Genomic DNA, 23,622 nt, shown 5'->3' with positions numbered 1-23,622 from the left:
GAATTTTTATTGATGAACAGGCTAGCACAAATGATATAATAGAGAGTAATTGCAAACGGAGGTGCTAAGGTGAATTATCAAGCGTTATATCGTATGTATCGTCCTCAAAGTTTTGATGACGTCGTCGGACAAGAGCACGTAACTAAAACTTTACGAAATGCGATATCTAAAGGGAAACAATCCCATGCCTATATATTTAGCGGCCCTAGAGGGACAGGAAAAACAAGTATTGCTAAGGTGTTTGCTAAAGCTATAAATTGTACAAATAGTACAGACGGGGAACCATGTAATGAGTGTGCAATTTGTAAAGGTATCACTCAAGGCACTAATTCTGATGTGATTGAAATAGATGCTGCGAGTAACAATGGTGTTGATGAGATTAGAAATATTAGAGATAAAGTTAAATACGCACCAAGTGAATCCGAATACAAGGTTTATATTATTGATGAAGTTCATATGTTAACGACAGGTGCTTTTAATGCGTTATTAAAAACATTAGAAGAACCACCTGCACACGCAATTTTCATATTAGCTACGACTGAACCTCACAAAATCCCACCAACTATTATTTCAAGAGCGCAAAGATTTGATTTTAAAGCTATCAGTTTAGAACAAATTGTCGAACGTTTGAAATACGTGGCTGATTCACAGTCATTACCTTACGATGATGAGGCGCTAGAATTTATTGCTAAGGCCTCTGAAGGTGGTATGCGAGATGCGTTAAGTATTATGGACCAAGCCATTGCTTTTGGAGATGAACATTTAACATTACAAGACGCGTTAAATGTTACAGGTAGTGTGGATGAAGCATCGTTAAATAAATTATTTAAAGATGTGGTTAAAGGCGATGTTAAGGCATCATTTACGAGGTATCATCAATTTGTTACTGAAGGAAAAGAAGTCAATCGTTTAATAAATGATATGATTTATTTCGTCAGAGATACAATTATGAATAAAACATCTAACCAAGAAGTCGAATATGACGCACTTCTTCATTTTGACTTGGATACCTTATATCGCATGATTGATATTATCAATGACACATTAGTATCTATACGTTTTAGTGTGAATCAAAGCGTGCATTTCGAAGTACTGTTGGTAAAATTAGCTGAAATGATTAAAGCTAAACCAGAAACAGTGCAAAATGTTGCTACAACACAAGTTGCTACAGAACCTAATAATGACGTTTTATTACAGCGTATGGAACAATTAGAGCAGGAATTGAAAGTATTAAAATCGCAAGGTGTATCGGCATCAGGACAGACGCAATCACCGAAAAAACCAGTTAGAAGTCAACAACGCTCAAAAAATGCTTTTTCTATGCAACAAATTGCTAAAGTGTTAGATAAAGCCAATAAAGATGATATCAAACTACTCAAAGATCATTGGCAAGAAGTTATTGATCATGCTAAAAACAATGATAAAAAGTCCTTAGTAAGTTTACTTCAAAATTCAGAACCAGTAGCAGCAAGCGAAGATCATGTGTTAGTGAAATTTGAAGAAGAGATTCACTGTGAAATTGTTAATAAAGACGATGAAAAGCGTAACAATATAGAAAGTGTAGTCTGTAATATCGTTAATAAAACTGTCAAAGTAGTGGGTGTTCCCTCAGATCAATGGTTACGTGTAAGAGCAGAATATCTTCAAAACAGAAAACAGGATCAACATAATGAAGCGGAAAAAATAGAAACTGAGCCAGAACAAGAAGATGTAGCACAAAAGGCGAAAGATTTATTTGGAGAAGAAACAGTACATATGATAGATGATTAGCTACACATGACAAGGCTAATATTCGTATGTATAATATAAACAAAGTTATTATTTAAAGAATTCAAGGAATTACAAGGAGGAAATAGATTATGCGCGGTGGCGGAAATATGCAACAAATGATGAAACAAATGCAAAAAATGCAAAAGAAAATGGAACAAGAACAGGAAAAATTAAAAGATGAACGTGTTGAAGGTACAGCTGGTGGCGGCATGGTTACTGTAACTGTTACTGGACACAAAGAAGTAGTAGATGTACAAATCAAAGAAGATGCAGTAGATCCAGATGACGTTGAAATGTTACAAGACTTAGTATTAGCAGCTACTAATGAAGCGATGAACAAAGCTGATAAGTTAACACAAGAACGCTTAGGTAAACATACTCAAGGCTTAAATATCCCTGGAATGTGATAAGATGCATTATCCAGAACCCATATCCAAACTTATAGATAGTTTTATGAAATTGCCAGGCATTGGTCCTAAGACCGCTCAACGTCTGGCATTTCACACATTAGATATGAAAGAAGATGACGTCGTTCAATTTGCGAAAGCGCTCGTAGATGTAAAGCGTGAACTTACCTATTGTAGTGTGTGTGGACATATAACTGAAAAAGATCCTTGTTATATTTGTGAAGATAAACAAAGAGATCGCTCAGTTATTTGTGTTGTTGAAGATGATAAAGATGTCATAGCAATGGAAAAAATGAGAGAGTTTAAAGGCTTGTATCATGTTCTACATGGCTCGATATCACCTATGGATGGTATAGGCCCTGAGGACATAAATATACCAGCATTGGTTGAACGCTTGAAAAATGATGAAGTTAAAGAGTTAATACTCGCTATGAATCCAAATCTTGAAGGCGAATCAACAGCAATGTATATTTCCCGTCTTGTTAAACCAATAGGCATTAAAGTAACTCGTCTAGCACAAGGATTATCTGTAGGCGGAGATTTAGAATATGCAGATGAAGTAACATTATCTAAAGCGATAGCTGGTAGAACTGAAATGTAGTTAAAAACACTGATGCGTAACGTGTCAGTGTTTTTTAATTTTTGTTTAATAAAATGTAAAAAAAGTTAAAGTTTGTATATAGTGAGATTTTAGAAGTGAATTACGATGTAAATCAAAAAAATCATCCAAAAAACGAACTTTTATAATAACGTTTATTATATTATACGAAATCAGACACACCAAGAGATTTACACAGGAAAGAAAGTGTAAATTTTACTGTTGTTAAAAGTTTTGAATGTCTGTATAGTATATATTTGTTGAGCGAAACAAAGCGAAAACAACACAAATCACTTCAAAAATTAATTTTAAAAAGTTATTGACTTTCGAGTTAATAAGGCGTATAATTAATTATTGTCGGTAAAAGAAATGAACATTGAAAACTGAATGACAATATGTCAACGTTAATTCCAATAATGTAACGAAAGTTACAACAATTAATTTAGTTTTATGAGCTAATCAAACATCATAATTTTTTATGGAGAGTTTGATCCTGGCTCAGGATGAACGCTGGCGGCGTGCCTAATACATGCAAGTCGAGCGAACAGATAAGGAGCTTGCTCCTTTGACGTTAGCGGCGGACGGGTGAGTAACACGTGGATAACCTACCTATAAGACTGGGATAACTTCGGGAAACCGGAGCTAATACCGGATAACATATTGAACCGCATGGTTCAATAGTGAAAGGCGGCTTTGCTGTCACTTATAGATGGATCCGCGCCGTATTAGCTAGTTGGTAAGGTAACGGCTTACCAAGGCAACGATACGTAGCCGACCTGAGAGGGTGATCGGCCACACTGGAACTGAGACACGGTCCAGACTCCTACGGGAGGCAGCAGTAGGGAATCTTCCGCAATGGGCGAAAGCCTGACGGAGCAACGCCGCGTGAGTGATGAAGGTCTTCGGATCGTAAAACTCTGTTATCAGGGAAGAACAAATGTGTAAGTAACTGTGCACATCTTGACGGTACCTGATCAGAAAGCCACGGCTAACTACGTGCCAGCAGCCGCGGTAATACGTAGGTGGCAAGCGTTATCCGGAATTATTGGGCGTAAAGCGCGCGTAGGCGGTTTTTTAAGTCTGATGTGAAAGCCCACGGCTCAACCGTGGAGGGTCATTGGAAACTGGAAAACTTGAGTGCAGAAGAGGAAAGTGGAATTCCATGTGTAGCGGTGAAATGCGCAGAGATATGGAGGAACACCAGTGGCGAAGGCGACTTTCTGGTCTGTAACTGACGCTGATGTGCGAAAGCGTGGGGATCAAACAGGATTAGATACCCTGGTAGTCCACGCCGTAAACGATGAGTGCTAAGTGTTAGGGGGTTTCCGCCCCTTAGTGCTGCAGCTAACGCATTAAGCACTCCGCCTGGGGAGTACGACCGCAAGGTTGAAACTCAAAGGAATTGACGGGGACCCGCACAAGCGGTGGAGCATGTGGTTTAATTCGAAGCAACGCGAAGAACCTTACCAAATCTTGACATCCTTTGACTGCTCTAGAGATAGAGTTTTCCCCTTCGGGGGACAAAGTGACAGGTGGTGCATGGTTGTCGTCAGCTCGTGTCGTGAGATGTTGGGTTAAGTCCCGCAACGAGCGCAACCCTTAAGCTTAGTTGCCATCATTAAGTTGGGCACTCTAAGTTGACTGCCGGTGACAAACCGGAGGAAGGTGGGGATGACGTCAAATCATCATGCCCCTTATGATTTGGGCTACACACGTGCTACAATGGACAATACAAAGGGCAGCTAAACCGCGAGGTCAAGCAAATCCCATAAAGTTGTTCTCAGTTCGGATTGTAGTCTGCAACTCGACTACATGAAGCTGGAATCGCTAGTAATCGTAGATCAGCATGCTACGGTGAATACGTTCCCGGGTCTTGTACACACCGCCCGTCACACCACGAGAGTTTGTAACACCCGAAGCCGGTGGAGTAACCATTTATGGAGCTAGCCGTCGAAGGTGGGACAAATGATTGGGGTGAAGTCGTAACAAGGTAGCCGTATCGGAAGGTGCGGCTGGATCACCTCCTTTCTAAGGATATATTCGGAACATCTTCGTAGAAGATGAAGGAATAACATTGACATATTGTATTCAGTTTTGAATGTTTATATAACATTCAACGTGATGGGCCTATAGCTCAGCTGGTTAGAGCGCACGCCTGATAAGCGTGAGGTCGGTGGTTCGAGTCCACTTAGGCCCACCATTCATTTATTTGTACATTGAAAACTAGATAAGTAAGTAAAATAGATTTTACCAAGCAAAACCGAGTGAATTAGAGTTTTAAAGCTTGAATTCATAAGAAATAATCGCTAGTGTTCGAAAGAACACTCACAAGATTAATAACGCGTTTCCTGTAGGATGGAAACATAGATTAAGTTATTAAGGGCGCACGGTGGATGCCTTGGCACTAGAAGCCGATGAAGGACGTTACTAACGACGATATGCTTTGGGGAGCTGTAAGTAAGCGTTGATCCAGAGATTTCCGAATGGGGAAACCCAGCATGAGTTATGTCATGTTATCGATATGTGAATACATAGCATATCAGAAGGCAGACCCGGAGAACTGAAACATCTTAGTACCCGGAGGAAGAGAAAGAAAAATCGATTCCCTGAGTAGCGGCGAGCGAAACGGGAAGAGCCCAAACCAACAAGCTTGCTTGTTGGGGTTGTAGGACACTCTATACGGAGTTACAAAAGTATATATTAGACGAATCATCTGGAAAGTTGAATCAAAGAAGGTAATAATCCTGTAGTCGAAAATATATACTCTCTTGAGTGGATCCTGAGTACGACGGAGCACGTGAAATTCCGTCGGAATCTGGGAGGACCATCTCCTAAGGCTAAATACTCTCTAGTGACCGATAGTGAACCAGTACCGTGAGGGAAAGGTGAAAAGTACCCCGGAAGGGGAGTGAAAGAGAACTTGAAACCGTGTGCTTACAAGTAGTCAGAGCCCGTTAATGGGTGATGGCGTGCCTTTTGTAGAATGAACCGGCGAGTTACGATTTGATGCAAGGTTAAGCAGCTAATGTGGAGCCGTAGCGAAAGCGAGTCTGAATAGGGCGTTTAGTATTTGGTCGTAGACCCGAAACCAGGTGATCTACCCTTGGTCAGGTTGAAGTTCAGGTAACACTGAATGGAGGACCGAACCGACTTACGTTGAAAAGTGAGCGGATGAACTGAGGGTAGCGGAGAAATTCCAATCGAACTTGGAGATAGCTGGTTCTCTCCGAAATAGCTTTAGGGCTAGCCTCAAGTTATGATTATTGGAGGTAGAGCACTGTTTGGACGAGGGGCCCTTCTCGGGTTACCGAATTCAGACAAACTCCGAATGCCAATCAATTTAACTTGGGAGTCAGAACATGGGTGATAAGGTCCGTGTTCGAAAGGGAAACAGCCCAGACCACCAGCTAAGGTCCCAAAATATATGTTAAGTGGAAAAGGATGTGGCGTTGCCCAGACAACTAGGATGTTGGCTTAGAAGCAGCCATCATTTAAAGAGTGCGTAATAGCTCACTAGTCGAGTGACACTGCGCCGAAAATGTACCGGGGCTAAACATATTACCGAAGCTGTGGATTGTCCGTAGGACAATGGTAGGAGAGCGTTCTAAGGGCGTCGAAGCATGATCGCAAGGACATGTGGAGCGCTTAGAAGTGAGAATGCCGGTGTGAGTAGCGAAAGACGGGTGAGAATCCCGTCCACCGATTGACTAAGGTTTCCAGAGGAAGGCTCGTCCGCTCTGGGTTAGTCGGGTCCTAAGCTGAGGCCGACAGGCGTAGGCGATGGATAACAGGTTGATATTCCTGTACCACCTAGTATCGTTTTAAACGATGGGGGGACGCAGTAGGATAGGCGAAGCGTGCTATTGGATTGCACGTCCAAGCAGTAAGACTGAGTGTTAGGCAAATCCGGCACTCATAAGGTCAAGCTGTGATGGGGAGAGGAAATTGTTTCCTCGAGTCGTTGATTTCACACTGCCAAGAAAAGCCTCTAGATAGATAACAGGTGCCCGTACCGCAAACCGACACAGGTAGTCAAGATGAGAATTCTAAGGTGAGCGAGCGAACTCTCGTTAAGGAACTCGGCAAAATGACCCCGTAACTTCGGGAGAAGGGGTGCTCTTTAGGGTTAACGCCCAGAAGAGCCGCAGTGAATAGGCCCAAGCGACTGTTTATCAAAAACACAGGTCTCTGCTAAACCGTAAGGTGATGTATAGGGGCTGACGCCTGCCCGGTGCTGGAAGGTTAAGAGGAGTAGTTAGCTTCTGCGAAGCTACGAATCGAAGCCCCAGTAAACGGCGGCCGTAACTATAACGGTCCTAAGGTAGCGAAATTCCTTGTCGGGTAAGTTCCGACCCGCACGAAAGGCGTAACGATTTGGGCACTGTCTCAACGAGAGACTCGGTGAAATCATAGTACCTGTGAAGATGCAGGTTACCCGCGACAGGACGGAAAGACCCCGTGGAGCTTTACTGTAGCCTGATATTGAAATTCGGCACAGCTTGTACAGGATAGGTAGGAGCCTTTGAAACGTGAGCGCTAGCTTACGTGGAGGCATTGTTGGGATACTACCCTAGCTGTGTTGGCTTTCTAACCCGCACCACTTATCGTGGTGGGAGACAGTGTCAGGTGGGCAGTTTGACTGGGGCGGTCGCCTCCTAAAAGGTAACGGAGGCGCTCAAAGGTTCCCTCAGAATGGTTGGAAATCATTCATAGAGTGTAAAGGCATAAGGGAGCTTGACTGCGAGACTTACAAGTCGAGCAGGGTCGAAAGACGGACTTAGTGATCCGGTGGTTCCGCATGGAAGGGCCATCGCTCAACGGATAAAAGCTACCCCGGGGATAACAGGCTTATCTCCCCCAAGAGTTCACATCGACGGGGAGGTTTGGCACCTCGATGTCGGCTCATCGCATCCTGGGGCTGTAGTCGGTCCCAAGGGTTGGGCTGTTCGCCCATTAAAGCGGTACGCGAGCTGGGTTCAGAACGTCGTGAGACAGTTCGGTCCCTATCCGTCGTGGGCGTAGGAAATTTGAGAGGAGCTGTCCTTAGTACGAGAGGACCGGGATGGACATACCTCTGGTGTACCAGTTGTCGTGCCAACGGCATAGCTGGGTAGCTATGTATGGACGGGATAAGTGCTGAAAGCATCTAAGCATGAAGCCCCCCTCAAGATGAGATTTCCCAACTTCGGTTATAAGATCCCTCAAAGATGATGAGGTTAATAGGTTCGAGGTGGAAGCGTGGTGACACGTGGAGCTGACGAATACTAATCGATCGAAGACTTAATCAAAATTTATGTTTTGCGACGCAAAATCATTTTACTTACTATCTAGTTTTGAATGTATAATACATTCAATTTGTCTGGTGACAATGGTAAGGAGGTCACACCTGTTCCCATGCCGAACACAGAAGTTAAGCTCCTTAGCGCCGATGGTAGTCGGACTAACGTTCCGCTAGAGTAGGACGTTGCCAGGCAAATAATAGGATGCGATGAGCCGCATTGAGACCGCAAGGTCTCTTTTTTATGCCCAAAAATAAGAAAGTCAACGCAGAGCAAATGCGCTTAGACGATGAATTGAAGAATGAGCGCAACGAGCTTAGTCGAGCTAAGTGAGTAAGGGAGAGATGAAAATGAAGAAGTATAAGCGCATTTCTCTCAAGTTGAAAAAGCTCCTTAGCGCCGAAGGTAGCAGACTAACGTTCCGCTAGAGTAGGACGTTGCCAGGCAAATAATAGGATGCGATGAGCCGCATTGAGACCGCAAGGTCTCTTTTTTTATGCCCAAAAAAGAAAGTCAACGCAGAGCAAATGCAACGAGTTGGTTAAGTAATTAAGAGCATATAACTTTTTCGTTTGATTTAAAATAGCGACATTTAAATTGTTTGATTAATGATAAATACCTCAAGGCCTTAGTAGCCTCATTTTTATGTTCTAACACTTAACTAAATGATTAAATTTAATGTCAAAAAGCTTGAAATGATTTACATTTAAAACAAAGTCCAATACTATCGTATTTAAAGGAGTGCTTTAAAATGATTATTAGAGCTTTAGAAAAAACAGATTTGCAATATTTACATAATTTGAATAATGAATATTCAATTATGTCTTATTGGTTTGAAGAGCCATATCAATCATTGAGTGAATTAGAATCGCTATACCAAAAGCATATTTTAGATGAATCAGAAAGACGATTTGTTATTGAAGAGGATCAACAATCCATTGGTGTTGTTGAGTTATTAGAAATTAATTTTATACATAGAACTTGCGAAGTATTGATTATTGTTGACCCGCAATTTGCGAATAGAGGTTATGCAAAAAAAGCGTTCAAGATGGCAGTAGATTATGCGTTTTTAGTGCTTAACATGCATAAAGTTTATCTATATGTAGATGTAAGTAATGAGAAAGCAGTACATATTTATAAAAGTAATAACTTTGAAATTGAAGGAAAATTAAAAGAACACTTCTATACAAGAGGAGAATATAGAGACTGCTATGTCATGGGACTATTAAAACGAAATTGGGTTAATCAACAAGATGATGATTTATCTCATATAAGATAGTCTAGGTTAGATAAGACGATTATAAAAGTGAAGAGAGTGATGATTTGAGTTTACCAATATCTAAAAAATTACATGAATTAATATCACAACAAAGTATTTCCATGCATGTGCCTGGTCACAAAAATATGACTATAGGCCAGCTAGAATCATTGGATCTGAAAATGGATATGACTGAAATTAGTGGCTTGGACGATTTGCATCATCCCGAAGATATCATTTTAGAAAGCATGACAAAATTTAATAAACATCGAGATTACGATGCTTATCTATTAATTAATGGAACTACTTCTGGGATTTTATCTGTAATCCAAGGCTTGGCTTATGAGTCAGGAAACTATTTGATACCTAGAAATGTACATAAATCAGTTTTTCATGGATTGGAATTAGCGAATCAAAAAGCGACTTTAACAAACATGAAGGTAAGTTCAACATCTCATCATTATATAGCTCCTAACTTTAATGGATTAGATTTGAGTCAACATAAATTAGCGATTATGACTTATCCCAATTATTATGGAGAAACTTACTCAATTCAAACTGATATAGACTTATTGCATTCTAATAATGTTCCAGTACTCGTTGATGAGGCACACGGTGCACATTTCGGTTTAGATGGATTTCCTGATTCTACATTAAATTATGGTGCTGATTATGTTGTTCAGTCTTATCATAAAACATTACCTGCACTTACTATGGGGTCGGTGTTATTTATACATAAAGATGCACCTTATAAAGAAAACATCAAACAATATTTATCTTACTTTCAAACGTCTAGCCCATCATACTTAGTCATGGCAAGTTTGGAGTTAGCACAAACATTTTATCAAAATTATGATAGTGGAATATTTTTTGAAAAAAGACATACCCTTTCGAATGTTTTAAATCGTAAAGGATTTGTTGTTAAAGAAGTTGATGACCCATTAAAAATGTTGATTTCTTACCCAGGTTATTCTGGATATGACATTCAAAAATGGTTTGAGAATGAACATATATTTGTAGAGTTAGCAGATGATTTTCAAATCTTATTTGTATTACCGTTATGGCATAAAGAAGATAAATATCCTTTTGAGATATTAATAAATAAAATTCAAAGCATGGTCATTCCGCATGTAAAGGAAGATTTGTTGATATACCCACAGCTTATGACAGAAAGTGGCATGTTTTCACCTATGGTATATAACAAAGTTAAATGGATTGATATTCGTCATTCAGCAGGAAAACTGTTGGCCCGTCACATTGTACCTTATCCACCTGGTGTGCCGATTCTGTTTAAAGGAGAAAAAATCACTTTAAATATGATAAAATTAATAAATCAATATCAACATTCAAATATGAAAGTTGAAGGAATAAAAGATAATCAAATATTAATTAAGGATGAATAAAAATGTCAGCATTTATAACATTTGAAGGGCCAGAAGGTTCAGGAAAAACAACCGTTTTAAAAGCAGTGGCTGAAAAGTTAGCTCAGCACTATGATGTTATATCTACCCGTGAACCTGGTGGTGTTCCAACAGGCGAAGAGATAAGAAAAGTCGTACTAGAAGGCAATCAAATGGATATTAGAACTGAAGCAATGCTTTTTGCGGCATCGAGACGAGAACATTTAGTAGAAAAAGTGATGCCTGCTTTGAGAAACAATCAAATTGTTCTTTGTGATAGATACATTGATAGTTCATTAGCATATCAAGGATATGCAAGAGGTATTGGAATTGAAGAAGTGAAAGCTTTAAACGAATTTGCAATTAATGGACTATATCCAGATTTAACGATTTATTTAGATGTTTCTGCTGAAGTAGGGCGTGAAAGAATCCTCAGTAATCAAAGAGATCAGAATCGCTTGGATCAAGAAGATATTGATTTTCATGAAAAAGTCATTGAGGGTTATCATCGAGTGATACATAATGAGCCAGAGCGTTTTGTTCAGATAGATGCAGATCAATCAATTGATAAAGTTGTATTAGCCGCATATCAATCTATCATCAAATATTTAAAATAAATGTGATATAATAGATGAAAGAGGTGTTATAGAAATGAAGATGATTATAGCAATCGTCCAAGACCAAGACAGCCAAGAACTTTCAGACCAACTTGTCAAAAATGATTTTAGAGCAACAAAATTAGCAACAACAGGTGGTTTCTTAAAAGCAGGTAATACAACGTTCTTATGTGGTGTTAATGATGACCGTGTAGACGATTTATTATCAGTTATAAACAATACTTGTGGTAATAGAGAACAACTTGTGTCTCCTATTACTCCAATGGGTGGTAGTGCAGATTCTTACATACCCTATCCAGTAGAAGTAGAAGTTGGCGGTGCAACGGTATTCGTAATGCCTATTGAAGCCTTCCATCAATTTTAAATGTAACTAATGTTTATTGCACGAGACATTAGTTTATTGATGAATTGTGATATACAGTATTTAACAATTTGAGACTGCTCTTTTAGCAGTCTTTTTATATAAGTAGATATAGGAGAGATATCCAGATGGATGAACAACAACAATTAGCTAATGCTTATGCGTCGAATAAATTGTCACATGCTTATCTTTTTGAGGGCGATGACGCACAATCAATGCAAAAGGTCGCTATTAATTTTGCTAAACTCATCTTATGTAACAACGATGAACAATGTGAAGTTAAAGTAAGTACGTTGAATCATCCTGATTTTATGTATGTCTCTAGTGAAGAAACTACTATAAAAAAAGAAAAGATCGAACAACTTGTTCATCATATGAATCAACTACCGATAGAAGGTAATTATAAAGTATATATAGTAGAAGATTTCGAAAAATTAACTGTTCAAGGTGAAAATAGTATATTAAAATTCTTAGAGGAACCTCCTCAAAATACGATAGCTATTTTATTATCAACTAAACCAGAACAGATTTTAGACACCATACATTCGAGATGTCAACATGTCTATTTTAAACCTATTGATAAAGGTCAGTTTATCAATTACTTAGTTGATGAGTCTTTGACACGTCCTGTGGCGGAGATGTTAAGTACATATACGACGCAAGCAGAGACTGCATTATCATTAAATGAAGAATATGACCTTACTAGTTTGAGAAAGACAATTATAAGATGGTGTGAGTTGTTATTAACGAATCGTTCGATGGCATTAATTGGGATTATCGATTTGTTAAAACAGGCGAAAAATCGTAAATTACAGTTGTTAACATTATCTGCAGTGAATGGATTTTTTGAGGATATCATGCACGCAAAAGTAGAAGTAAATAGCGAATATATATATAGTGATTTGAGTGTTGAGATAGAAAAGTATGCAAAGCATTTAACATATAACCAACTTATATTGATGTATGATCAATTAACAGAGGCACATAAAAAGTTAAATCAAAATGTAAACCCAACACTTGTATTCGAACAAATAGTGATTAAAGGTGTGAGATAGATGCCAGATGTAATAGGTGTCCAGTTTCAAAAAGCTGGAAAGTTAGAATATTATGCACCTAAAGATTTACAAATTGAAATGGGCGATTGGGTAGTAGTGGAATCAAAACGAGGTATAGAAATAGGATTAGTAAAAATGCCTACGAGAACTGTAGATGACGGTGATGTTTCACTTCCATTAAAAGAAGTAATGAGAATAGCGACACAACAAGATATAGACATCTACTATAATAATGCAATTGATGCTGAGAAGGCACTTGCACTATGTAAAGAGGTAGTAATACAGCAGGAATTGGATATGAGATTAGTTAATTGCGAATATACATTAGACAAATCAAAAGTCATTTTCAATTTTACTGCTGACGATCGTATTGATTTTAGAAAGTTAGTTAAAGTATTAGCGCAAAATTTGAAAACGAGAATAGAACTGAGACAGATTGGTGTGCGTGATGAAGCTAAATTATTAGGTGGTATAGGGCCATGCGGACGCTCTTTATGTTGTTCGACTTTCTTAGGCGATTTCGAACCTGTGTCTATTAAAATGGCTAAAGACCAAAACCTGTCACTTAACCCTGCTAAAATTTCGGGTGCATGTGGACGTTTGATGTGTTGCTTAAAATATGAAAATGATTATTATGAAGAAGCACGTGCTCAATTACCAGATGTAGGTGACTCAATTGAAACACCTGATGGTAATGGCCAAGTAGTCGGTTTAAATATCTTGGATATATCGATGCAAGTTAAAATAGATGGTATGGAACAACCATTAGAGTACAAAATGGAAGAAATTGAAGCATTTAATTAAGGAGGTTTAACCACCTTTGAATCGTAATGAATTATTTGAAAAATTAATGCGCTTAGAAACAAACATGAACCAGCTTAATCAAGATATGTTGGATTTAAAAGATTTAGCTGTAGCATTGGTTGAAGAAAATGTAGCGCTTCAAGTAGAAAATGATAATTTAAAACAATTAATGGATAAGAGCGAAAGTTCAAATTCTGAAACTGTTCACCCACACCAGACGAAACATGTGAAGAAGCCACTGCCTAGTAAAGATAACTTAGCTATGTTATATAAAGAAGGATTTCATATTTGCAAAGGTGAGTTATTTGGCAAACATAGACAGGGCGAAGATTGTTTGCTTTGTTTAAATGTATTAAGCGATTAAACAATGTTGATATAAGAAAGAAGACAGGGATGTGTTATGAGTAGACGATGATAGAGACTACGTTATAACAACGTCCCTTTTTTAGGAGAAAGATAAATGTTAAAGGATAATGAGAGGTTAGACTTACTAATTAAAGAAGATTTGAAAATCATCCAAAATGATGATGTGTTTTCATTCTCAACTGACGCTTTGTTGTTAGGGGATTTTACCGAAATTAGAAAAAAAGACAAAATTATCGATATATGTTCAGGTAACGGCGTTATACCACTGCTCCTTTCTCATAAAGGTAGCCAGACTATTGAAGGTATCGAAATTCAACAACAACTTGTGGATATGGCGAAGAGAAGTTTTAAGTATAATCAATTAGATGATCGATTACTCATGCATCAAATGGATGTTAAAAAGGTATATCATCATTTCAAACCTTCACAATATACGGTTGTTACATGCAATCCTCCATATTTCAAAGATAATCAGTTGCATCAACATCAAAAAGAAGCGCATAAAGTTGCTAGACATGAAATCTTATGTAAATTAGAAGATTGCTTAATGGCTGCTAGGCATTTATTAAAGCAAGGCGGAAGATTATATATGGTACACAGAGCTGAAAGAATGATGGATGTACTAACTGAAATGAGACGTGCTAATATTGAGCCAAAGCGATTAACATTTGTTTATAGTAAGCATGATAGAGACGCACAAACGATTTTAATAGAAGGTAGAAAGTCGGGGAACCAAGGTTTAGATATTACAAAGCCATTTTATATTTATCAAGAAGATGGTACGTACTCAAAAGAAATGAAGGGTATATATTATGGATAATCATTTTGTATATATCGTAAAATGTAAAGATGGAAGCCTCTATACAGGTTATGCTAAAGACATACAGGCACGTGTGGCGAAACATAATGAAGGTAAAGGTGCTAAATATACAAAAATAAGACGTCCGGTAGAGTTGGTTTATCAAGAAACATATTCTACTAAGTCGGAAGCGTTAAAAAGAGAGTATGAAATTAAGACCTTCACACGACAAAAGAAACTAAAATTGATTAAAGAGGGATAGTATGACTACATTATTTTTAGTAGGAACACCAATTGGCAATTTAGCCGATATTACATATCGTGCTATAGACACACTTCAACAAGTAGATTTAATCGCATGTGAAGATACACGTGTTACACGTAAATTATGTAATCATTATGATATTAAGACGCCACTAAAATCCTATCACGAGCACAATAAAGACCAACAGACATCATTTATGATTGAACAGTTATTGTCTGGACTAGATATTGCATTAGTTTCGGATGCAGGTTTACCATTGATTAGTGATCCAGGGTATGAATTAGTAGTAGAGGCACGTCAACATGACATCAAAGTAGAAACGATACCAGGGCCTAATGCAGGCTTGACAGCATTAATGGCAAGTGGTCTCCCATCATTTACGTATACATTTTTAGGATTTTTACCTAGAAAAGATAAAGAAAAGCAAAATATCCTATCAGAACGAATGTATCAAAGTAGTACACTTATTATATATGAGTCACCTCATAGAGTAACCGATACGCTAAAAGTGATTGGCAAAATAGATTCTCAAAGACGAGTATCATTAGGGCGAGAATTGACAAAGAAATTTGAGCAAATTGTAACTGCAGATGTGAATACATTATTAACCATGTTACATAATAATGAGATTCCATTAAAAGGAGAATTTGTCATTTTAATTGAAGGTGCTGAAGCTGAAATTTCTACTGCATGGTTTGATGATATGTCTATCGAAGAACATGTCGATTACTATATCAAAGAAAAAAATATTAAACCTAAAGCAGCGATTAAAATGGTTGCAGAAGATCGTCAAAGTAAAACTAGTGAAATATATAATATTTATCATCAAGTTGATTAAAGTTGCATAAGTTTAAGAATTGAGCAAAGTTCATTGTATCGAGTGAATTAATACAGATTTTCACCCCCCATAATGCCTTAAATTATGGTATTGTAGTAAAGATAATATAATAAACAATTGATAGTAATAACGTATTGTGATGAGTAAGGTACAGTAAGAACGGTACACAATTGAAAAGCAAAATAAATTTAGATATCATTTAACATGTAAGAAACGAGGAGGACCTTTGATGGCTAAAGATACATTTTATATAACAACCCCAATTTATTATCCAAGTGGTAACTTGCATATTGGGCATGCATACTCAACTGTAGCAGGTGATGTGATTGCTAGATATAAACGCATGCAAGGATACGATGTTCGTTATTTAACAGGTACAGATGAGCATGGTCAAAAAATTCAAGAAAAAGCTCAAAAAGCTGGTAAAACAGAATTAGAATATTTAGATGAGATGATCGCTGGAATCAAAAGTTTATGGGATAAACTAGAAATTTCAAATGATGATTTCATTCGAACTACAGAAGAACGACATAAGCAAGTTGTTGAAAAAGTATTCGAACGTTTATTAAAACAAGGCGACATTTATCTTGGTGAGTATGAGGGATGGTATTCAGTACCAGATGAAACATACTATACAGAGTCACAATTAGTTGAACCTGTTTATGAAAACGGCAAAATTGTTGGAGGAAAAAGTCCTGATTCAGGTCATGAAGTAGAATTGGTAAAAGAAGAAAGTTATTTCTTTAATATTAAGAAATATACTGATCGCTTACTTGAATTCTATGATCAAAATCCTGATTTTATTCAACCACCTTCAAGAAAAAATGAAATGATTAACAACTTTATTAAACCAGGTTTAGAAGATTTAGCTGTTTCACGTACATCATTTAACTGGGGCGTTAGTGTGCCTTCAAACCCTAAACATGTTGTTTATGTATGGATAGACGCATTAGTGAACTATATTTCTTCTCTAGGTTATTTATCAGATGATGAAACGTTATTTAACAAATATTGGCCAGCAGATATCCACTTGATGGCTAAAGAAATCGTGCGTTTCCATTCAATTATTTGGCCAATTTTATTAATGGCATTAGATTTACCATTACCTAAGAAGGTCTTTGCACATGGTTGGATTCTAATGAAAGACGGTAAAATGAGTAAGTCGAAAGGTAATGTTGTTGATCCTAATGTATTAATTGATCGTTATGGATTAGATGCTACACGTTATTATTTAATGAGAGAATTACCATTTGGTTCAGATGGTGTGTTTACACCAGAAGCGTTTGTTGAACGTACAAACTATGATTTAGCTAATGATTTAGGTAACTTAGTGAACCGTACAATTTCAATGATTAATAAATATTTCCAAGGTGAGCTTCCTGCATATCAAGGTCCTAAACATGAATTAGACGAAGACATGGAAGCTATGGCACTTGAAACAGTTAAAGAATTCCATGAAAATATGGAGAGTTTACAATTCTCAGTTGCTTTATCAACAGTTTGGAAATTTATTAGCCGTACTAATAAATATATTGATGAGACAACACCATGGGTTTTAGCGAAAGATGAAAGTCAAAAAGATATGTTAGGTAATGTGATGGCACACTTAGTTGAAAACATCCGTTTTGCAACTGTATTATTGCGTCCATTTATTACACATGCACCAAAAGAAATATTTAAACAATTAAATATTAATAATCCAGAGTTAATGGAATTCTCAAGTTTAGCGACATATGGATCCTTAACAGAACCTATCACTGTAATAACTAAGCCAACACCAATATTCCCTAGATTGGATACTGAAGCGGAAATTGCTTATATCAAAGAGTCAATGCAACCACCAAAATCTGATGAAAAAGAAGACGTTCCAAGTAAAGATATGATTGATATTAAAGACTTTGATAAAGTAGAAATTAAAGCTGCGACAGTGATTGATGCTGAAAATGTTAAGAAATCAGATAAGCTACTAAAAATTCAAGTAGATTTAGATAATGAACAACGACAAATTGTTTCTGGTATTGCGAAATTCTATCGTCCTGAAGATATTATCGGTAAAAAAGTTGCTGTAGTAACTAACTTAAAACCTGCGAAACTAATGGGACAAAAATCTGAAGGCATGATTTTATCAGCCGAAAAAGATGGTGTGTTAACATTGATTAGCTTGCCAAATGCTATTCCAAATGGTGCAGTCATCAAGTAATCATGCTTTTAAACTAGGAGGATAATCATGTTAATTGATACACATGTTCATTTGAACGATGAGCAATATGATGAAGATTTAAATGATGTCATCACTCGTGCGAGAGAAGATGGCGTTGATCGTATGTTTGTTGTTGGTTTTGATACACCAACTATTGAACGTACAATGGAATTGATTGATAAATATGACTTTGTATATGGTATCATCGGTTGGCACCCAGTAGACGCCATCGATTGTACTGAAGAAAGATTAGAATGGATAGAAAACTTATCAAAACATCCTAAAATTATTGGCATTGGTGAAATGGGATTAGATTACCACTGGGATAAGTCTCCTGCTGATGTTCAAAAAGAAGTCTTTAGAAAGCAAATTGCTTTAGCTAAACGTGTACAATTACCAATCATTATTCACAACCGTGAAGCAACACAGGATTGTATAGATATTCTGATGGAAGAACACGCGGAAGAAGTTGGAGGTATTATGCATAGCTTTAGTGCCTCTCCAGAAATTGCTGATGTTGTCATCAATAAATTAAACTTTTACGTTTCATTAGGTGGTCCAGTCACATTTAAAAATGCGAAACAACCTAAAGAAGTTGCCAAGCATGTACCGATGGACCGATTATTAGTCGAAACAGATGCACCATATTTATCACCACATCCATATAGAGGCAAACGTAATGAACCACAACGTGTAACATTAGTTGCACAACAAATTGCTGAATTACGAGATATGAGTTATGAAGAGGTATGTCGTCAGACAACAGAAAATGCGGAGAGACTATTTAATTTAAATCAAGCATAAATATTAGATTGAGAAAGGTATCATTTAATTGGATATCTTTCTCATTTTTTATTAAATTAAGACTGAAGGCAGTGTTATTTATGATATTTTGTTAGAATAAGATGAATCAAGATTTTCATTAAAATGAAGAAGGAATTAAAAATATGAAAATAAATGAATTTATAGTCGTAGAAGGCAGGGATGATACACAACGTGTTAAATCTGCGGTTGAATGCGATACAATAGAAACGAATGGTAGTGCAGTTGATGATGATGTGATAGCAGTTATCAAGCAGGCACAAGAAACACGAGGCGTTATTATCTTAACCGATCCAGATTTTCCTGGTGACAAAATAAGAAATACGATCAAAGACCGTGTGCCTGGGGTAAAACACGCATATATAGACAGAGAAAAAGCTAAAAATAAAAGGGGGAAAATAGGTGTTGAACATGCACATGTAGATGATATCAAAGAAGCTCTCATGCATGTTAGTTCCCCTTTTGAAGAAGCTGAAGAATCCATTGATAAAAATGTATTAATCGAATTAGGACTTATTATAGGGCATGATGCTCGTAGACGACGAGAAATTCTAGGTCGAAAATTACATATTGGGCATTCTAATGGTAAGCAACTGTTGAAAAAATTGAATGCCTTTGGATATACAGAAGAAGATGTACGACGTGCATTAAATGAAAATAAGGGAAGTGAATAAAGATATGGAGCATAAAGATATAGCTACACCATCTCGTACAAGAGCATTATTAGACCAATATGGATTTGATTTCAAAAAAAGTTTGGGACAAAACTTCCTAGTAGACGTTAATATTATTAATAAGATCATCGATGCTAGTGATATTGATGAAACTACAGCCATAATAGAAGTAGGGCCAGGTATGGGCTCGTTAACCGAACAATTAGCTAAACATGCTAAAAAAGTAATGTCATTTGAAATCGATCATCGACTAATACCAGTATTAAAGGACACATTAGCACCATACGATAATGTCACAATTATTAACGAAGATATTTTAAAAGCCGATATCGCTACAGCAGTAAATGAACACTTAAAAGACTGCGATAAAATTATGGTTGTGGCTAATTTGCCATATTATATAACGACACCTATACTACTCAATTTAATGCAACAAGACATACCAATAGATGGTTATGTCGTGATGATGCAAAAAGAAGTTGGAGAGCGTTTAAATGCAGAGGTGGGTACAAAAGCTTATGGCTCGTTATCGATTGTGACGCAGTATTATACTGAAACAAGTAAAGTCCTAACAGTGCCTAAAACCGTATTTATGCCACCACCTAATGTAGATTCTATAGTGGTTAAATTAATGCAAAGATCAACACCGTTAGTAGATATCGATGATGAAGAAGCATTCTTTAAATTAGCAAAAGCTGCATTTGCACAAAGACGAAAGACTATTAATAATAATTATCAAAATTTCTTTAAAGAGGGAAAACAACATAAAGAGAGTATACTAAGTTGGTTAGAAAAAGCGAATATCGACCCTAGACGAAGAGGCGAAACATTGTCAATTCAAGATTTCGCTCAACTTTACAAAGAATTAAATAATTTCCCAGAATTAATAAATTAAATTGTTGACAAACCCTAATTACCTTGATAAAATTTTAGTTTTATTTGACAAAATCGCTATAAACATGGTAATATAACACTTGTAGCGAGGTGGAGCAATATGCCAAAATCAATTTTGGACATCAAAAATTCTATTGATTGTCATTTAGGAAATCGTATTGTACTTAAAGCCAATGGTGGTCGTAAGAAAACAATCGAACGTTCTGGTGTTTTAAAAGAAACATACCCATCAGTATTTGTCGTTGAACTTGATCAAGACAAGCATAACTTCGAAAGAGTATCTTATACATACACTGATGTGTTAACTGAGAACGTACAAGTTTCATTTGAAGAAGATAATCATCAAGAAGCAATTGCACACTAATAAGACATATGACATAGATGTAGATGTATCTACTCTATCAATTTAAGTTTTATATTATATTAAGGTGAGTATTGAGCAACATGTTCAATACTCTTTTTTTATACTTTTGAAGTGATAAATAAATTTTAGAACTATAGGAAAAACACATTAATAACATACATACTGTAATTTAATACTTTTTTATTATATTCCAATAATGAATGATATAATTATTTGTGAAAAAATGAACATTATCTATCAAATCTTTTATCCCTTTATGTTAAAATCATCTTATTAAGATTACGAAGAGAGGGCGGAAAAATGATATATGAAACGGCACCTGCCAAAATAAATTTTACGCTCGATACACTTTTTAAAAGAGACGATGGATATCACGAGATTGAAATGATAATGACTACTGTAGATTTAAACGATCGATTATCTTTTCAAAAAAGAGATGATAAGAAGATTGTTGTTGAAATCGAACACAACTTTGTAACTGACGATCATAAAAATTTAGCATATAAAGCTGCTGAACTAATGACAAAGGTATATGATTTGAAACAAGGTGTGACGATTACAATTGATAAAGATATTCCAGTATCGGCTGGTTTAGCAGGTGGCTCAGCAGATGCTGCTGCTACGATGAGAGGTATGAATCGCTTATTCAGTTTAAATTTATCTTTAGATGAATTATGTGCACTTGGTAGTCAAATTGGGACAGATGTTTCATTTTGTATATACAATAAGACTGCTTACTGTACAGGACGTGGTGAAAAAGTAACTTTTTTGAACAAGCCTCCTTCTGCTTGGGTTGTTTTAGCTAAGCCTAATTTAGGTATCTCATCACCGGACGTATTTAAAGCTTTGGATTTAAATTTCACGCATGAAGTATTTACTCAAAATTGTATAGAAGCTTTAAAACGATCGGATTATAAGAAGTTATGCTCAAGTTTATCTAATAGATTAGAACCGATTTCTATGGAGATGCATCCAGAAATCAGAAAGATTAAGGAAAACATGATTCAATGTGGTGCAGATGGCGCATTAATGAGTGGTAGTGGTCCGACAGTTTACGGATTGGCACAAAAAGAAAGTCAGGCTAAAAATATTTATAACGCAGTAAATGGTTGTTGTAATGAAGTATATTTAGTTAGATTATTAGGATAGAAGGGTTGGAAATAATGAGATATAAAAGAAGTGAACGGATTGTGTTTATGACACAATATTTGATGAATCACCCAAACAAACTGATTCCATTAACATTCTTTGTAGATAAATTTCAACAAGCGAAATCGTCAATCAGCGAAGATGTTCAAATTATTAAAAGTACTTTCCAAAAAGAAGCATTAGGTACGGTCATTACCACTGCTGGCGCAAGCGGTGGGGTAACGTATAAACCTATGATGAGTAAAGAAGAAGCAACAGAAGTCGTGAATGAAGTTATCTCATTATTAGATGAAAAAGATAGACTTCTGCCTGGTGGATATTTATTCTTATCTGACTTGGTTGGTAATCCTACATTATTAAACAAAGTAGGTAAGATGATAGCAAGTATATATATGGATGAACAATTAGATGCTGTTGTAACGATTGCTACTAAAGGTATATCGCTTGCCAATGCAGTTGCAAACGTATTAAATTTACCTGTAGTGGTTATTAGAAAAGACAATAAAGTAACTGAAGGATCTACGGTTTCTATTAATTATGTTTCAGGTTCATCTCGAAAGATAGAAACGATGGTATTATCCAAACGCACATTAGCTGAGAATTCTAATGTTCTCGTTGTTGATGATTTTATGAGAGCAGGTGGCTCAATCAACGGTGTTATGAATTTAATGAATGAGTTTAAAGCACACGTAAAAGGGGTATCAGTACTTGTAGAATCGAAAGAAGTAAAGCAAAGATTAATAGAAGATTATACTTCCTTGGTAAGACTATCAGATGTCGATGAATATAATCAGAAATTTAAAGTAGAGCCAGGCAACAGCTTGTCTAAATTTTCTTAAAGGAGCGAATCACATCATGGAAATTATTAACACAAACAAAGCACCGGAAGCATTAGGACCTTATTCACATGCTACAGTAGTAAATGGTCTAGTATACACATCAGGTCAAATTCCACTTAATTTAGAAGGGGAAATTGTAAGTGATGATGTAAAAGATCAAACTAAACAAGTTTTAGAAAACTTATCTGTGGTACTTAAAGAAGCAGGTTCAGATTTAGAAAATGTTGTTAAAGCAACTATTTTTATTTCTGATATGAATGATTTTCAATATATAAATGAGGTATATGGAAATTATTTTGATAAACATCAACCAGCGCGTAGTTGTGTCGAAGTAGCGCGACTACCTAAAGATGTTAAAGTAGAAATTGAATTGATTAGTAAAGTTAAATAAAGGATATAATTTTTCTTTTAAGCAATTGTCAAGCTTCTAATAAAACAAAGATATACTAGGGGGGCTCACTACATGAAAGTGACAGATGTAAGACTTAGAAAAATAGATACAGATGGTAGAATGAAAGCACTTGTTTCTATCACGCTAGACGAGGCATTCGTAATCCACGATTTACGTGTGATTGAAGGAAATTCAGGTCTATTCGTCGCAATGCCAAGTAAACGCACACCAGATGGTGAATTCCGCGATATCGCGCATCCAATCAACTCAGAAATGAGACAAGAGATTCAAGATGCAGTGATGAAAGTATATGATGAAACTGATGAAGTGATTCCAGATAAAAACGCTACATCAGGCGAGTCTGATGAATCTAACGAAGCTTAAATATAAAAAATTACATTGCAGAGTCGACATAACAGAATGTGTTGACTCTGTTTTTACATTTTCATCATCTTTTAAATGAGCCCCTAAT

Annotated in this window: 22 protein-coding genes, 1 tRNA gene and 3 rRNA genes; all 26 read left to right on the top strand. The window is 36.6% G+C overall.

Annotated elements, in window-relative coordinates:
• Positions 1 to 69 precede the first annotated feature (69 nt).
• The 26 genes from dnaX to spoVG all read left to right on the top strand — a co-directional run bounded on the left by dnaX (position 70) and on the right by spoVG (position 23,534).
• Positions 70 to 1,770, top strand: coding sequence for a DNA polymerase III subunit gamma/tau (dnaX, locus tag ssp1_RS11140; RefSeq protein ID WP_107536074.1), 1,701 nt, complete (start codon positions 70 to 72; stop codon positions 1,768 to 1,770).
• Between the two features lie 89 nt (positions 1,771 to 1,859).
• The gene (locus ssp1_RS11135; protein WP_002451946.1) at positions 1,860 to 2,177 is read left to right on the top strand and encodes a YbaB/EbfC family nucleoid-associated protein; all 318 of its coding nucleotides are present in this window, start codon (positions 1,860 to 1,862) and stop codon (positions 2,175 to 2,177) included.
• A gap of 4 nt (positions 2,178 to 2,181) precedes the next feature.
• Entirely contained in the window at positions 2,182 to 2,778 is a 597-nt protein-coding gene (gene recR / locus ssp1_RS11130; RefSeq protein WP_002466890.1) for a recombination mediator RecR, read from the top strand.
• A 472-nt stretch (positions 2,779 to 3,250) separates the two neighbouring features.
• Positions 3,251 to 4,803, top strand: a 16S ribosomal RNA gene (locus tag ssp1_RS11125).
• Positions 4,804 to 4,898: 95 nt separating this feature from the next.
• Positions 4,899 to 4,975 (top strand) — tRNA-Ile (locus ssp1_RS11120).
• 166 nt (positions 4,976 to 5,141) lie between these two features.
• Positions 5,142 to 8,063: ribosomal RNA gene (locus ssp1_RS11115) — 23S ribosomal RNA — on the top strand.
• A gap of 70 nt (positions 8,064 to 8,133) precedes the next feature.
• Positions 8,134 to 8,248, top strand: a 5S ribosomal RNA gene (rrf, locus tag ssp1_RS11110).
• Together the 16S, 23S and 5S rRNA genes with 1 tRNA gene alongside form the textbook arrangement of a ribosomal RNA operon.
• A gap of 557 nt (positions 8,249 to 8,805) precedes the next feature.
• Positions 8,806 to 9,333 carry a GNAT family N-acetyltransferase gene (locus ssp1_RS11105; RefSeq protein ID WP_075778455.1) on the top strand — a complete coding sequence of 176 codons (528 nt, stop codon included), beginning with the start codon at positions 8,806 to 8,808 and terminating at the stop codon, positions 9,331 to 9,333.
• A 44-nt stretch (positions 9,334 to 9,377) separates the two neighbouring features.
• A complete protein-coding gene (locus ssp1_RS11100; RefSeq protein ID WP_075778454.1) occupies positions 9,378 to 10,715 on the top strand; it encodes an Orn/Lys/Arg family decarboxylase in 1,338 nt (445 codons plus the stop codon).
• Positions 10,716 to 10,717: 2 nt separating this feature from the next.
• Positions 10,718 to 11,329 carry a dTMP kinase gene (gene tmk, locus ssp1_RS11095; protein WP_002451716.1) on the top strand — a complete coding sequence of 204 codons (612 nt, stop codon included), beginning with the start codon at positions 10,718 to 10,720 and terminating at the stop codon, positions 11,327 to 11,329.
• A gap of 34 nt (positions 11,330 to 11,363) precedes the next feature.
• Positions 11,364 to 11,693 carry a cyclic-di-AMP receptor gene (locus ssp1_RS11090; RefSeq protein ID WP_002451717.1) on the top strand — a complete coding sequence of 110 codons (330 nt, stop codon included), beginning with the start codon at positions 11,364 to 11,366 and terminating at the stop codon, positions 11,691 to 11,693.
• Between the two features lie 125 nt (positions 11,694 to 11,818).
• Positions 11,819 to 12,745 (top strand): DNA polymerase III subunit, encoded by a 927-nt coding sequence (locus ssp1_RS11085; RefSeq protein ID WP_075778453.1) that lies wholly within the window; start codon positions 11,819 to 11,821, stop codon positions 12,743 to 12,745.
• A complete protein-coding gene (locus tag ssp1_RS11080; RefSeq protein ID WP_075778452.1) occupies positions 12,746 to 13,549 on the top strand; it encodes a PSP1 domain-containing protein in 804 nt (267 codons plus the stop codon).
• Between the two features lie 16 nt (positions 13,550 to 13,565).
• Positions 13,566 to 13,913, top strand: a complete 348-nt coding sequence (gene yabA, locus ssp1_RS11075; RefSeq protein WP_049425327.1) for a DNA replication initiation control protein YabA — start codon at positions 13,566 to 13,568, stop codon at positions 13,911 to 13,913.
• A 96-nt stretch (positions 13,914 to 14,009) separates the two neighbouring features.
• The gene (locus ssp1_RS11070) at positions 14,010 to 14,735 is read left to right on the top strand and encodes a tRNA1(Val) (adenine(37)-N6)-methyltransferase (protein ID WP_075778451.1); all 726 of its coding nucleotides are present in this window, start codon (positions 14,010 to 14,012) and stop codon (positions 14,733 to 14,735) included.
• The gene (locus tag ssp1_RS11065; protein ID WP_002451722.1) at positions 14,728 to 14,976 is read left to right on the top strand and encodes a GIY-YIG nuclease family protein; all 249 of its coding nucleotides are present in this window, start codon (positions 14,728 to 14,730) and stop codon (positions 14,974 to 14,976) included. Before ssp1_RS11070 ends, ssp1_RS11065 begins: the two co-directional genes overlap by 8 nt.
• A 1-nt stretch (position 14,977) precedes the next feature.
• The gene (gene rsmI, locus ssp1_RS11060; protein WP_049425329.1) at positions 14,978 to 15,817 is read left to right on the top strand and encodes a 16S rRNA (cytidine(1402)-2'-O)-methyltransferase; all 840 of its coding nucleotides are present in this window, start codon (positions 14,978 to 14,980) and stop codon (positions 15,815 to 15,817) included.
• A gap of 229 nt (positions 15,818 to 16,046) precedes the next feature.
• Positions 16,047 to 18,017, top strand: coding sequence for a methionine--tRNA ligase (gene metG, locus ssp1_RS11055; RefSeq protein ID WP_075778450.1), 1,971 nt, complete (start codon positions 16,047 to 16,049; stop codon positions 18,015 to 18,017).
• A 27-nt stretch (positions 18,018 to 18,044) separates the two neighbouring features.
• A complete protein-coding gene (locus ssp1_RS11050; protein ID WP_002451725.1) occupies positions 18,045 to 18,821 on the top strand; it encodes a TatD family hydrolase in 777 nt (258 codons plus the stop codon).
• A 143-nt stretch (positions 18,822 to 18,964) separates the two neighbouring features.
• The gene (gene rnmV, locus ssp1_RS11045) at positions 18,965 to 19,513 is read left to right on the top strand and encodes a ribonuclease M5 (RefSeq protein WP_002451726.1); all 549 of its coding nucleotides are present in this window, start codon (positions 18,965 to 18,967) and stop codon (positions 19,511 to 19,513) included.
• Between the two features lie 4 nt (positions 19,514 to 19,517).
• Positions 19,518 to 20,408 carry a 16S rRNA (adenine(1518)-N(6)/adenine(1519)-N(6))-dimethyltransferase RsmA gene (gene rsmA, locus ssp1_RS11040; protein WP_075778449.1) on the top strand — a complete coding sequence of 297 codons (891 nt, stop codon included), beginning with the start codon at positions 19,518 to 19,520 and terminating at the stop codon, positions 20,406 to 20,408.
• Positions 20,409 to 20,507: 99 nt separating this feature from the next.
• Positions 20,508 to 20,771, top strand: coding sequence for a biofilm formation stimulator Veg (gene veg / locus ssp1_RS11035; RefSeq protein ID WP_002451728.1), 264 nt, complete (start codon positions 20,508 to 20,510; stop codon positions 20,769 to 20,771).
• 300 nt (positions 20,772 to 21,071) lie between these two features.
• A complete protein-coding gene (gene ispE, locus ssp1_RS11030; RefSeq protein ID WP_075778448.1) occupies positions 21,072 to 21,920 on the top strand; it encodes a 4-(cytidine 5'-diphospho)-2-C-methyl-D-erythritol kinase in 849 nt (282 codons plus the stop codon).
• A gap of 14 nt (positions 21,921 to 21,934) precedes the next feature.
• The gene (purR, locus tag ssp1_RS11025; RefSeq protein WP_002451730.1) at positions 21,935 to 22,759 is read left to right on the top strand and encodes a pur operon repressor; all 825 of its coding nucleotides are present in this window, start codon (positions 21,935 to 21,937) and stop codon (positions 22,757 to 22,759) included.
• A gap of 16 nt (positions 22,760 to 22,775) precedes the next feature.
• Positions 22,776 to 23,150: a RidA family protein gene (locus tag ssp1_RS11020; RefSeq protein ID WP_002451731.1), complete on the top strand. Its 375-nt coding sequence runs from the start codon at positions 22,776 to 22,778 to the stop codon at positions 23,148 to 23,150.
• Between the two features lie 72 nt (positions 23,151 to 23,222).
• The gene (gene spoVG / locus ssp1_RS11015) at positions 23,223 to 23,534 is read left to right on the top strand and encodes a septation regulator SpoVG (RefSeq protein ID WP_002451732.1); all 312 of its coding nucleotides are present in this window, start codon (positions 23,223 to 23,225) and stop codon (positions 23,532 to 23,534) included.
• Positions 23,535 to 23,622: the final 88 nt, after the last annotated feature.

Origin of the sequence: Staphylococcus sp. M0911 (genome assembly GCF_003491325.1) — a bacterium.
Classification (GTDB): domain Bacteria; phylum Bacillota; class Bacilli; order Staphylococcales; family Staphylococcaceae; genus Staphylococcus; species Staphylococcus warneri_A.
This window is presented reverse-complemented; position numbering and strand designations above follow the sequence as displayed.